We start from the raw sequence: 13,531 nt of genomic DNA, 5'->3' as shown, positions 1-13,531 counted from the left end.
TCCCCGAGACTTCATTCAAAAGATTACACAGGTCCTTGTAGGATTTTTGCCTTAATGCAAAAACTGGGAACAGAAATTTGACGGATAGGAAGTATCAATTCGTTTCGTAGGATCTGCCAGGAAAGAGCTCATGATGCTCCATGCACAATTTTTCCCCTCTGTGATAAAAGACTGCCCTAAGCATGGACTTTCCACATACTGTGCCTCTGTAAATCGCCGACTGTCTGACTCAAACGATGATAAAGGAGTCCATGAATCGAGTCTCCCGCTCAGAAAGAGCATGGGAACGCGAGCCTTGTTGGCGTCTATCTCACTAGAAAAAAAGGCAGAGAAGTCTTCTTGAATCCTTTTCAAGAGGGACCCACAGATCAATTGCCGAACTTCCATCTGAGAAACCAAAAAAGCAGGCAGAGGAGAGGGATTCACCTCAAGCCACGAATGATCAAATTGAACCTATTCACAACAATTAACGGCAGGCAATACAGACATTAGCACTAATGAGCTTAGTGAACTCTCCTGCCCTACGAATCATTGGCCCAAACCGATCGATAAAATCTTATATAAGTCAAATGATCAAGCACATAAGCTGCCAGAATAATGGAAGAACGGGTACTGACCAAAGAGAGGCCGCTCATGATCAATTCCTCAAAGAGGTTTTTGGTCATAAAGAAGATCGCCACTCAAATCCACCGCCTTTTTCTCCAGTTTAGAAAGAGCAATTTGATAATCTGTCTCCGGATTTAAATCCACACGGATGAATTCTTCCGGACATACACCGCTATGTGATAAACACATATACTAGGAGCAAATCACCCTCCTGCTCTAAGGGAAAGATTGGACTCTCTCAATGTTATCTAACCGATATCCAAGCATTGCCCCTTCTAGGATGAGACTCTTCACGAGTCAGGGTAATTTCTGAGACTCAATCCCGCAAGAAACGTTCCACATGAGCGCTCCTACAGCACAAGTTTAAAATATCAATGCCTTCGCAAGCAGGCCACATCCGACACACTTTCAACCGTGTTGAATGTTTTTAAACCAAAACCCCGCGATTGATATTGATTCACACACACTCTTCCACTCTTTTGTTTTGCAGAAAATCATTCACAAGAAATAAAAGGATAGGAGTATTCCGTTCCACGCTGGGAGATAGGAATAAAATCTTATCCCAATCGATCCGCGATTTCAACGCCTATCCCTTTTTTAATAAAGGTCAAAATACACTCTCACACTCTTTCCAGGCACCTATCGAGATAGAGCAGAGGAGCATTCCGTTAAGAGCTAGAGGATTTAAACCGAACAACATAAGGTCCAAGCGACTTCTTAAGGCGCACCCGTGTCTGGGAGACCCTCAGCCATCTACATTCCACTAAAGAATCAATAGAAGAAGGAGCCATTTCATGATATGGGATCAGCCTATACAAACCATTCCTAGCCCTCACCATCACATGTTACCATACCCCAAAGGATAAATAACCCGTAAATGATGAGAGAGCGGGATAAAATTAGACGCATCCCAAACAATATTCATTCCTCATAAACACTATTAGACGTCTTCCTTCTGCTGGCTACGGGCATACCCCCTATTCATCCTATGAAAAATATCCACGTAAAAGTCAAACACCCTAAGGTAAGAAAAAACTTATGTCTGGACACCGCTCGCTGTATCTAAACCCGCATCATCCCCCCACCACACCATCATGAGCATGAGAAAATCATTAAATCACGTCTGTTTGTCTCAAGTGATTCGCACCCCAACAGACAACCGCACCTTTCTGCGTGACAGCACAGGTATGCTCACTACCTGAAGAAACCGACTGATAGATTCCCTGAGGTACGATAGTCTGGCCTTTTTTATTATCCCCCCAACAGATAATCTCACCGTTTCTATCGAGAGCACAGGTGTGAAACCCGCCAGCAGATACCTGGATATACTGTCCTTCATTGGGCACAACGATCTGGCCTTTGCTGTTTGATCCCCAACAAATCACCCTTTTCTCTTTGTCAATCGCACAGGTATGTAACCCACCAGCTGAAACTTCTACGTATTCCCCTTTAGGGACATTGGTCTGCCCTGCATCGTTAGACCCAAAGCACTCAACCTGATAATTTCTTAAAGCACAGGTATGTAACCCACCAGCTGAAACAAGTGTATATCCTTCCCCTTGAGGTGCATGGGTCTGACCGTGGCTACCATCCCCCCAACAGACAAGCTGCCCCAATGCTATCGCGCATGCATGCGCATTCCCAGCTGCAACAAACGTATATTGACCTTGAGGGACTTCCGTCTGCCCCCAAGCATGATCTCCCCAGCACACGAGTTCCCTACTTAATCGTATTGCGCATGTGTACTGACCCCCCGTTGAGACAGATCTATATTCCCCCTCAGGGATAGAAGTCTGGCCTTTGCTGTTTGATCCCCAACAACGGACTTGATTGTTCACTTGCTTCTGGCAGGTATGAGCACCTCCTGCTGAAACAGATACCGTTTCTTTGGACGGAGCATCCCCACAGTGAAAGCTTAATAGCACACAACAGAAACCAAACCCTAGAGAATTATTTCGCACCAGACACGCCTCAAGGAATTCCTAACTGACCATAATTATTATAACCACAACATTGTCGCTAAGCCATGTCACTCCACAGGTATGAAGGCTGCCAGCTGAAGCCGAAACGTAGGTGCCGAGAAGGACACCTATCTAATCGAACCGGTTATCCCCCCAACATAGAATACTGTCCGTCTTTTTAAACCACATACATAAAGAGAAACTACTGAAACCGAACTGTACTCACACGACCTCTCTGGAACAGTCGTCTCCCCATAGAAACAGAAATCTGGAAAACCCCAAGGCTAACAGCAAATCTCAGCCTCTTTCGTCACTTACACGCATGTCTACTCCTTACAGAGATCGCCTTACAAGTACCCTCAGGAGCACCCAGTTCAAATAAGCCGTGATGGTTCCAGCATGAGATCGTCTCATCGGCTCTAATTTAACATGCACGTCCACTACCCACTGAAACAGCTCGATAGAGTCCCTCAGGGAGCCCCATATGGCCATAGCCCCACCAACTGACCCCTCCTCCCACTTTAATCGCACACGTCTGATATTCACCCACAGACACCAAACGATAAACAGGGACCTCCGTCTGATGTCCATATTCGTCGTTATATCCCCAGCACACGGTCTCCCCCCCAACTTGATCCTACACGTACGAGAGAAACCCGTTGAGACGGGGAAATTTAGTCCATCACCAGGTACATTACCCAAGCCGTAATTCTCCCAACAGAGAAGAGACCCATCCTATTTTAACCCGCACGTGTACGAACTACCCGCTGCGACAAAAGTAGAAGCCCTGTTCCATTTTCCTAGCTTTTTATTAAATAAAAATATTGTTCCTTCGATCCCATTTCACTCACATCTTCTGTCCGCGATTCTTCCGCTCCACCGCATCTGTATCTTTCTCAATCAGCTTCCATTGCCTCCAGTTAAGACCTTCTGGTTCTACCCCACCACCGCGATATCAAACAGCAGATTTGTTTTTAAGAGCTGATCGCTGAAAAATCCCCCCAGCCCACATCCCCCTCAAATCGCTCATCCCCTCCGCCCTCACTACAATCCCAAACTAGAAGAGCCATCATCCATTTAATACACTGACGGTAAGAAAAGAAACGCTTACCTCACCTAAGTATAAAGAAAGAGATTAAGAAATCGATGATTCGTGATCATCACAATGTAATGGATGGACATATAACTTTAATGAAACTGTATACAACTGGATTCTCAGAAGACCAACTGCCGCTGATAAGCGAGCGTTCCACCATCAGCTTTTCAGTCATTTCACTCACACAATGTCATTCACGGATTCAGCTAGAAATAACCCCCCCCTCAGTAGACACTCCATTCATCCCTATCTTATCTTCCCCTTCCATTTCTACAGACACAGACTTACAGACAGGACCTTCTACCCCCTTCATCATCGGAAACATAAACCCATGGATATGTCCTTCCATCCCCTGTCCACGTCCCGTCCGTATCCTCAGCTTCATCAAAGCTGCTCCTACCCCATATCCCTTCCATAATTCCGCATCTCTACTCATCCCCTTTCTCAAAAAGAATCAGGAGTTCTTCATCCCTACTCCCTACAGAAAGCAAGATATAGCAACTCCTATCATTCTCCTCCTCTCGCAATCTATTTAAAAACTCACATAGACCCTACATTTTCTTTTTCTATAGATCTTTCCCCAAGAGAGCACTCAAAACCTCTCCCGACTTAGAAAAATCGCCATAAATACCAGTTTTTTTCTCTATTCTCCTTTTTATCCTTCCACGATCATAAATTACAATATGCAATCAAGAGAGTGAGGTTGGGAGAAAAAGAACAGGGACCAGACTTATTTAATGCATCTTTCTCGTATGGGAGGGCAACCAAAAGGACATAAACTTGCTTGAAAAAATAGAGAAAAACATAACCCGGATGAGTAAAAGAATAAACTAGGGGTAGGACTGATAGGGCTAGGGGTATGGGTGTGCTGTGGATAGGGGATAGAGGAGAAGGAAGGACGTATCCATGGGTTTGCGCCCACAATGACGCAGGAGGATAAAGATAAATAAAGATGAATCCCATTGATCCATTTTACAAGTATAGAAAATACGAGTGATACGAAACCAGATGAGACTCATTTAGAGTTAAAGGATTCTAAAGTTGAAGTAACGGTGAGTGACTTCACGGATCCTACAATGGACTTTTTAACAAACTCTCAGTTCGGTATCTTGAATCTTGATGAGCACATTTCGAAGAATACTTTAAGGGCTTGACAGAATCAGTCTTAAAAAAGAGCTTGAGAAAGATCTCCATGAATCTCAAGGACATCACAGGAGAAATTTTTTCTAACCTTGACTTGAAGAGATAGCTGCTGTCACGGAGCTTATACATTTATCTTTATATGGAAATAGTTAGGTAGACAGAGATGACAAGCCATTTTATAATAAATTTGAAAGGCTTAAAGAATTAAAAACATTGCAAGAGCCTCATTTGCATGGCGATCAACTTGGAGATACAATGCTCAGCAATCTCCTTTTTGTTTCACTTATTGCTTTGCTTATCAGATCGTGATTTTACACAAAATGGGTTTAAGGATTTGGTGAATTGGTCCACGTCTGAGATCAAGAGACTTAAGATGGAAATAAATGAGGAACATCTTGGATACTGCGAAAGTGATAGCGATTCAGATTCCACTGAAGAATTCCATCAATACTCTAAAAAAAGCAATAAAGCAATTTCGGATTTTATCAAGCTCTTGCTTATCCTAAAAATCTCACAGAGCTGGATTGAGATGTCGTAGCCGTGAACGGCGCGATAGTGACTAGACAAATGGTAGAAGCCCTCCTTGAAGGCACAAAAAACCTTGAGAAACTGATCCTCACCTTCAACGATATAGAAGAAGTTGCTGTTCTTCTTCTAGATAGTACAGAAGAAACAATTATTTGATTGCAAGTTATTTGCCTGGCGGGGAGATGAAAAGATGTTAGTGTATATAGCAAAAAAAGGAGAAGTACTGTTGGATAGGTTCGTTCACGCCTCTCCATCGTGCTCGGAAAGTAGCCCTTCTAGCTCTTCACATCGCATCTCCAACAAAAGACAACATTCGGACTTCGAATCTAGCGAGTAAATCCCCCATGCTCATAACAAGCTACACCCCTACCCCTAGAAGAAAAGGATTCCTCCTTTTCTTCTGCCCCGTTTTTACCTCTTCAATGAGACATTTTACTTACTAGTCTTTTAAGCAACCTCCCCTCTGAGAAAGTTTATGGATTGGTAAGTGATTGATCCGCAATCAGCTCCACAGTCACTGCATCCACGCTATGCTTTGTAGGAGGTTGAAGCTTCGTAACCGCCACACGCACTTGAATGGCAGGAGTATCCCGAAAAATACGGTTGATGACGGATTGAGCCACTGCCTCAAGAAAATGGTAAGTTTGCTTTGTACCTTCTTTCACCACCATATCCGCGATGGAGCTATAATCAAACACCTCGAGCTGATTATTCGATTGCACCAAATGCGTAGCGGGAAGATGCATCTCCACGGTAACAAGAAAATCTTGCAGCAATTGGCGCTCTGGAGCTAACGCCCCGTGATTGGCCCGAAATCGGATATTCTCAAGTCTAATTCTATAATGAGAAAGAGGAAATCCCACTAGCGAGATACTCATAGCCTAAAAGGGTTAGTGTTGCTTCGATTTTCACCCGTTTGATTTCCAAGCCCGATCATCCGTGAAGGGGGACGAGAAACATGGGGGCTCGAGGCATCCAAAAATCTCCAGGGCTGCTCTGCATACGCACCTGCATAGGCAACGCCTACCCGCGCGCTTGTCTGAATCACAGGAGAGGAGGTACGGGGCAGGAGGTAGAGAGCCTCTCCAACAAGAGTGCACCCATCATCATCCTTAGTAATTCCGAGGGCGTTACAGACCCTCCCCGGACCATCCGTACGTTTCCCTTCTGGAAATCCCAACACAGGTTCTACTCCACGAATTAATACCGCATGCCCCCAACCTTTACTGCCGCATACAACATTTAAACAATCATACATTCCATAGATACGGAATATATAAGCATGACCTTCCTCTCCCAACAAAGTTTTTGTTCGCTTGGTCAACCCTACACGCGCATGACAGGCAGCATCGTCTGGCCCTCGATATGCCTCCACCTCTACAATTCTACCAATCCGTATCGGAGAAAGCCGGTGCACCACGTAACAGCCGATCAGCTTCGGAGCGAGTTCTAACGCATCACACGCATAAAAAGAGCGTGGCAATCGATAACGAACAAGGGGATAGAAAGAGATTCTTGCATTCGAATTGCCTAATTTCACAGGAATGTCCTTGATAATGCTCTCAAAAAAGTAGAGATCATAGAGTTTAAAGCCTATACTTTGTCTTGGCTATATTTAAATAATTATCTAAGGAATGAATTCTTGATCCAGCTCCAAACTTATCTGCTTTAAGGTTTTTCTATGTGTAAGCAAGCTCCCTCAAAAACATTCTATGAATTCGGAATCAATGCAGGCTACGTAGAAGAACTTTATACTGAATATTTGTACAGGCCTAAGTCCGTTTCTGACAATTGGCACACGTTTTTTGAAACCATGGAAGGGAATGTAACCTGCTTGGATTCGACGCTGCAAGACATGCTTACATACACCACGCCTTCCCGAGAAAGAACCCTCGCTGCAATCGAACTGTCGGAAGTCGCAGTTCAAGCACGCATGTACAAACTGGTGAATACGTATCGAACCCGAGGGCATCTATTTGCTCACTTAGATCCCCTCAAAGAGAATATACAAGCAGCCTCTGAACTTCACCTTAGCCACTTCGGATTAACTGAAAATGATCTAGAAAAAGTATTCCCTACGGTAGGGGTTGCAGGGCTCCCTTCAAGTGCTCCTCTTCAAACCATCATCGACCATCTACAGATTACTTACTGCAGATCGATTGGCGTCGAATTCACTCATATTGAAAATCCAAAGGCACAGCAATGGCTGCAAGAGAAGATGGAGTCCACTCAAAACCGCGCTGCACTCAACCGTAGTGAACTCTTATACATCCTGAAAAAATTGACAGACGCTGAAATCCTAGAGCAATTCCTCTATAAAAACTACGTGGGAGCGAAACGGTTTTCACTGGAAGGCGCAGAAAGTATGATCGCTCTCATCGATCTTTTGGTGGAAACAGCAAGCACGTATGGAGTGCAAGAGATCGTTATTGGGATGGCTCACCGCGGCCGATTGAATGTGTTGATCAATATCCTTGGGAAAAATCCACGAGAACTCTTCGCAGCCTTCGACGATAAACATCCAGAACGATTCTTAGGATCAGGAGATGTTAAATACCACCTCGGCTATTCCAGCGATCGGGTCACTAAGAATGGGGCGCTAGTACATTTATCTCTCGCTTTCAATCCAAGCCACCTCGAGTGGGTCAATCCCGTCGTTGAAGGGCGAGTGCGCGCGAAGCAGGATAGAGAGAAGCAGAAGGTGGTCATGCCTCTTCTCATCCACGGAGACGCTTCTTTTATAGGTCAAGGGATTGTCATGGAAACCCTGAATTTATCCAAACTCCCCGGTTATTCCACAGGAGGCACGGTTCATCTCGTCGTCAACAATCAGATCGGCTTCACCACCAATCCAGAAGACGCGCGCTCTACTCGCTACTGTACAGACATCACCCACATGCTCGGGATCCCCGTCTTCCATGTCAACGGAGAAGATCCTGAAGCTGTGATTCAAGTAACCAAATTAGCGATCGCATTTCGTCAACAATTTGCTACCGATGTCGTCATCGATATGTACTGCTATCGAAAACATGGACACAACGAAGGCGATGAGCCCCGCTATACCCAACCGCTCATGTATGCACGGATCGATCAGAAACCAACGGTGCGAGAGATGTATGTTCAACACCTCACCACTTTGGGAGAAGTTACACAGAACGAAGCAGACACGATTATCCAAGAGTGCACAAAAATACTCGATCAAGCCCTCGAAGAGGCTAGAAAAGGGGATTACAATCAGAAGCCGAGCACCATGCAAGGGCTTTGGACTCCTTACAAAGGAGGATCAGACAAAAAGACTCCTGAAGGGACAACAGCTATCCCCAAGAAAACTCTTCTCCACTTGCTCGATCAGCTTTCGATCATCCCTTCTTCTTTCAAAGCCCATCCGAAAGTGGTGCGCCTGATCGAACAAAGAAAAGAGCGGGCACTCGCCGATCAACCGCTCGACTGGGGAGCGGGAGAGCACTTGGCGTTTGCTTCGCTCCTTGTCGAGAAAATCCCTATTCGTCTCACTGGACAGGATGTTCAAAGAGGAACATTCAGTCATCGACATGCGGTCTTATTGGATATGGAGTCCGGAGAATCCTATATTCCTCTCAATCACCTTTCTCCAGGCCAAGCCTCTCTTCAAATCTACAACAGCCCTCTTTCTGAAGCAGGGGTGTTAGGTTTTGAGTACGGTTATAGTCTTGACTATCCAGATGGGCTCGTGCTGTGGGAAGCCCAATTCGGTGATTTTTGGAATTCTGCTCAAGTGATTGTCGATCAATTTATCGCCTCCGCAGAAGATAAATGGAGGCGGCTCAGCGGATTGGTACTCCTTCTCCCACACGGTTACGAAGGGGCTGGGCCAGAGCACTCCAGTGCACGCATTGAGCGTTTCTTACAGCTTGCTTCCAATGACAACATTCAAATCTGTACGCCAACGACTCCAGCTCAATTTTTCCACCTATTGCGAAGACAAGTCCATCGACCTCTTCGCAAGCCGCTCGTTGTCTTCACACCCAAGAGTTTACTTCGACATCCCGATGCAACATCGCGCCTGAAAGAGTTTACAGAAGGTGGCTTTCAGCGCATCCTAGGAGACCCAACTGTTGAATTCTCAAAAGCAAAGACAATTTTGCTCACAAGTGGCAAAGTCTATTACGATCTCCTCAAAACGAGAGAAGAAAAAAAACAATACGACACTGCCATCCTCCGCCTGGAGCAGTTATATCCCATCTCCCCTTTCCTCCTAAGGTGCCTTCAACAATACAAAAAGGGGATACCTGTTGTGTGGGTACAAGAAGAGCCGCTCAATATGGGTGGTTGGTACTTTATGAATGCACGCCAGGAAGAATGGTTAGGGAACGATTTTCCTCTCTCGGTTGTTGCACGCCCAGAAAGCGCAAGCCCTGCAACAGGAAGCAAAGCGAGCCATGATCTCGAGCAAAAAGTGCTTCTTGATCAAGCCTTCAAGAGCAAAAAATAGAAGGGGAAAAAGCTATTCGGAAATACCCAAACGGAACTCTCCAAAAGAGAGCAAAGCCTCCAGCTGCTTTTCGGTCACAGGGAGATGGAGATGAAGGCTGCTTCCTTTCGCTTCTATCTTAACCCCATCGAGGAGCCCGTGTGTCAACAACCGCAAAGGGAGAGAGTTATAGCTCTGAATGAATTCCATCAACATTCTGGATGCTCTAGGGGCTTCCGCTTCACTCTTACAATCTCCTTCACCTTCTAGGGTAATATGATGGGTCCATTGATGCATTTTGATAAAAAATCGAAATTCTCGTATAGCTTTCGACAACATCGGTATTCCTCGAGAGGGGCGATGCAAAGAGAGAAAGGCTAAGTCATCTGACTGACCTTTTTGAGCTTTCAAGGGAAATGAAGAAAAAGAAGCGTATAACTTCGCAAACAGAGGGGCAAATTCAGCAGGCCCAATCAAAAGCAAGCGAGAAGGAGCTTTCATAAAAACATGAGGAGATTGATGGAGTGTCCCCATGACCGTATACACTCCTTGTTTCGTGTTATCAAAAGAACGCGATGGATATAGGCGCTGCGTCACCTGCTCTAAAAATTGATCCACAAGTGCATCGGAAGAAGCAGAATAGCCTAGGATGATGGCATTTTGCGCATAAGATGTCAGAGAGGGACTAAATAAAACAAGCCAATCGATATGTTCCATGACGTGGATAGGCATATCGCCGATCCACTCTTTCCACTCTGGGATCGCCTCCAATAAATGACCTGCGCGTGCTCCTAGAGGGTGACTGCGCGCAGCCTTAAAATTAATACAGAGCGTCATAAAAGGGGGCTCACCTTGTTGATTGAAGGGCTTAAGCAAGGAAGCTGGATTTTTAATTGCATTTTGTTGCGCCTTTGAACGAGCAGCAAAATCACGAAGGGGGGCCCATCCATCCACTTTAGCGATCCATTCTCGTGATTGCATTTCCTCTTTTGAGGAAGAAGAAAGATGCTCTTTTGTATCAGCCAGAGGCCCTCTTTCTGAAAGAGATCCTTGTTTCTCTGACATATTTTCCTCCTTCCCTGCATGGCCTTTTAAAGCAGTTTCGGAATGCTCTAAAGCACCCGAAGAGCCCTCCTGCTCTTCCTGAGACGAGATTTCATCCAGCGTGATAGGAAGGGTCAGGTCCCCTCCAGGATCGACGATCTGAATCTTTCTCAGCGAGAGAAAGTAAGGGGCACAAACCAATCCGAGAAAAGAATGAACCCCACAAGACATAACACAGCATAAAACCCATGAATAAAAAGTATATCGCATAATTGCTCGAGATTTTTTTCTCACCAGTGCCATCCCTCTTTCACTATAGGCACCCTTCTCCTCCTCTTCCAAAGACCATTTGCTCAGCTTACAGTTACCAATATAGTAGCATCAAGCACCTTCCCACTCCTAAAAAGATGTCAAGCATAAGCAAAGGGGGGAATCTGCTTCTCCGTCCCCTCCGCCTCTAGAGCTAACGTCTTCAAACATCTGAAAGGAGACAATTTTTTTCAGCAAATCTGGACTCCGTCCATCGATCAGTACAGAGAGATGCTGCAAGTTTTCCTGCAGGATTGGCGAGACTGCCAAAAGATTGATTTGTCCTTCCGTCATGCCTACCAGCAAACGTAAGCAATTGATTGAAGCACCTTCCAAAAGCTTTACCATTTCCTGGTCACACTTTTCTTCTAGCCTGATCTCTTCAATTGAAAACACCTCCTCCCCTCCAAAAACTTCAAGAAGTTTTCCCTGTCGCATTCACACATCACGCAGGGCTTCCTTTGCCCCCGTAAGTTTTCCCTTCCAACCTTAAAGCGGTAAGAAAATAGTGCTTTTCGAGATTTTGGTCTTATCAACAAGTTATCTACTATGCCTCTGCTCGTTCGATTTACCTCACGAAACTTTAAAAGTCCCTTTAGGTCATCTGCACTCAACCTTAAAACTTTCGCCCATATCTCCGGGGGCAAGTGATTCCATGGTGATTGATCTGTCATCTCGAACACAGACTGATGGACAGCCTCGTCTTCCATCTCCATCCCCCGTCCACAGCCCACTCCTACTCCTATTCCTATCAGACCTGCTCGTATCCTTCTTTTCTTTCGGACTCTCGCATCCCATAGCCCCCTATCCAAAAAAAATAGGAGCCATTCCTCGTTCACCCCCATCCCACTAAGGAGAAAAAGATAGTCAGCACTATAGGTTTGTTTCCCTTTCCTCACAACCTCTTGCTCTACATCCCACATCTTTCACGTCCCCAACGATGCTTGCACACCAGCTCATCATTAAAAAAAGAGCGACTTTTATCTCTTTCCCAAAAAAGGAAAACATAACCGAAGAGAAAGCACTTTCACTTAAACCATCTGTCATCCCCACAACTGTTCAAACAACCGCGCTTGCTGTATGTCTTCGTTTCATTCTTTTGTGCTCGACATTTTCCGTTTTTTTCTATTCTTATTGACTCATTCAGCGTAAATGTTGATTCTTTTTCAACCTTCTCGTATATCTTCTCATGGATCCATTTTCCAGATATCTCGACCATGGATGGGAGTTGGCTTACAAAGGAGATGGTGTAGGCGCAGGTGCCTGTGCAAGGAGTGCCCTTGAATTGGATAAAAATTCAGCAGAAGCTTACAACTTACTTGGGGTTTCCTCCATTCTCCAAGGAGAATACCACCAAGCGCTGCACTACTACCGAAACGCCATTGAACTCGAGGAGGGTTATTTTGACGTACTTCTTAACACAGCAGATCTCCTTCTCAATCGATTGGGAAAAGTAGATGAAGCTATCGACGTGTGCGATCGAGCACTCGCTCATGCGGAGTCTCCCCAAGAGATTCGCGATTGCATTCTTCTCAAAGTGGATGCACTTATTGCTAAATCCGATATAGATGAAGCTAAGAAAACAATGGCTATGATTCCGGATGTTCCCCTTTCTGACTCAATTTATATTTTTTTAATTGGTCGCTCCTTTTATGAGCTCGGCGATTTAGAAAAAGCAAAGCCGCTCATCGAAGAAGCAGCAAGAAGCAACACTTCGAATGGAGATATCCAATACTACCTCGGCCTCCTACGCGATGATCAAGGAGATGCCCGTGGAGCAACAGAAGCATTTTTGCGAACACGAACTCTAGATTCAAGCCTGCCCGCTCCCTCTTGGTCCCTTTCCCCAGAAACATTCAGCACCTTGGCGCGACAAGCGATTAGTAAGCTCGACGCTGTGCTCACTCAATACATTCGTGAAGCAGACGTGTTCATTATGGATCTGCCGGGAGCAGAGCTAATTGTAGACGGTGTCGATCCACGGGCGCCTGTACTTGTCGACCCTTCCCCTCCAGTAAAAACCAATGCCGATCCTCCACGAACCAGAATCTTCATTTACCAACGCAATATAGAACGAATTGCTGCTTCTATGGAAGAGGTGGAAGAAGAAATCGGAGAAGCGTTGGAAAGAGAAATTACAACTGTTTTTCTCGAAAAAGAATCGTCTATTAGCGTACCGAACAAACACCACATCAATTAAAAAAATTTAAATTTAAGGGGAGGCAAAAGCATACCTCCCTTCAACTAATTGCATCTCTAATCCAAGCTAACGTAAGATCACTGCTAAACAAAACTGCACACTTAGCCTTCTATTAAACCGAAAAGAAATTGGGGCCATTAATATCTTGTGATTAGGAAGACAGAACTGCTTTCTTCTCGCTATTTGGCTGAGCT

General features: G+C 45.1%; 11 protein-coding genes. 2 read left to right on the top strand and 9 right to left on the bottom strand.

What is annotated here, in order from left to right; all coding sequences use genetic code 11:
- Positions 1-51: 51 nt before the first annotated feature.
- From BCY86_RS10730 to BCY86_RS04060, 7 genes are all read right to left on the bottom strand, one after another.
- Positions 52-387, bottom strand: coding sequence for an alpha/beta hydrolase (locus BCY86_RS10730; protein WP_420814552.1), 336 nt, complete (start codon positions 385-387; stop codon positions 52-54).
- 134 nt (positions 388-521) lie between these two features.
- Positions 522-665 (bottom strand): hypothetical protein, encoded by a 144-nt coding sequence (locus BCY86_RS09740; RefSeq protein ID WP_156865065.1) that lies wholly within the window; start codon positions 663-665, stop codon positions 522-524.
- A gap of 1,053 nt (positions 666-1,718) precedes the next feature.
- Complete coding sequence (locus BCY86_RS04090; protein WP_172824793.1) at positions 1,719-2,318, bottom strand: RCC1 domain-containing protein; 600 nt, start codon at positions 2,316-2,318, stop codon at positions 1,719-1,721.
- Between the two features lie 673 nt (positions 2,319-2,991).
- A complete protein-coding gene (locus BCY86_RS09735; protein ID WP_156865064.1) occupies positions 2,992-3,183 on the bottom strand; it encodes a hypothetical protein in 192 nt (63 codons plus the stop codon).
- 682 nt (positions 3,184-3,865) lie between these two features.
- On the bottom strand, positions 3,866-4,099 hold the full coding sequence (locus tag BCY86_RS04085) for a hypothetical protein (protein WP_075276581.1): 234 nt from the start codon (positions 4,097-4,099) through the stop codon (positions 3,866-3,868).
- A gap of 1,708 nt (positions 4,100-5,807) precedes the next feature.
- A complete protein-coding gene (locus BCY86_RS04065; protein WP_075276577.1) occupies positions 5,808-6,212 on the bottom strand; it encodes a dihydroneopterin aldolase in 405 nt (134 codons plus the stop codon).
- Positions 6,209-6,874 carry a DNA-3-methyladenine glycosylase gene (locus tag BCY86_RS04060; RefSeq protein WP_075276576.1) on the bottom strand — a complete coding sequence of 222 codons (666 nt, stop codon included), beginning with the start codon at positions 6,872-6,874 and terminating at the stop codon, positions 6,209-6,211. Before BCY86_RS04060 ends, BCY86_RS04065 begins: the two co-directional genes overlap by 4 nt.
- A 141-nt stretch (positions 6,875-7,015) precedes the next feature.
- Here BCY86_RS04060 and BCY86_RS04055 point away from each other — a divergent pair, with 141 nt between their 5' ends.
- Entirely contained in the window at positions 7,016-9,805 is a 2,790-nt protein-coding gene (locus BCY86_RS04055) for a 2-oxoglutarate dehydrogenase E1 component (protein WP_075276575.1), read from the top strand.
- 12 nt (positions 9,806-9,817) lie between these two features.
- Here the strand turns inward: BCY86_RS04055 and BCY86_RS04050 are convergent, their stop codons facing one another.
- Together BCY86_RS04050 and BCY86_RS04045 are read right to left on the bottom strand one after the other, a co-directional pair.
- The gene (locus BCY86_RS04050) at positions 9,818-11,059 is read right to left on the bottom strand and encodes a hypothetical protein (protein WP_156865063.1); all 1,242 of its coding nucleotides are present in this window, start codon (positions 11,057-11,059) and stop codon (positions 9,818-9,820) included.
- Positions 11,060-11,227: 168 nt separating this feature from the next.
- On the bottom strand, positions 11,228-11,575 hold the full coding sequence (locus BCY86_RS04045; protein WP_156865062.1) for a hypothetical protein: 348 nt from the start codon (positions 11,573-11,575) through the stop codon (positions 11,228-11,230).
- 790 nt (positions 11,576-12,365) lie between these two features.
- On the opposite strand from BCY86_RS04045, the gene BCY86_RS04035 reads away from it, so the two are divergent.
- The gene (locus BCY86_RS04035; protein WP_245776266.1) at positions 12,366-13,337 is read left to right on the top strand and encodes a tetratricopeptide repeat protein; all 972 of its coding nucleotides are present in this window, start codon (positions 12,366-12,368) and stop codon (positions 13,335-13,337) included.
- Positions 13,338-13,531: the final 194 nt, after the last annotated feature.

It is taken from the genome of Pajaroellobacter abortibovis (assembly GCF_001931505.1).
Classification (GTDB): Bacteria; Myxococcota_A; Polyangia; order Polyangiales; family Polyangiaceae; genus Pajaroellobacter; species Pajaroellobacter abortibovis.
This window is presented reverse-complemented; position numbering and strand designations above follow the sequence as displayed.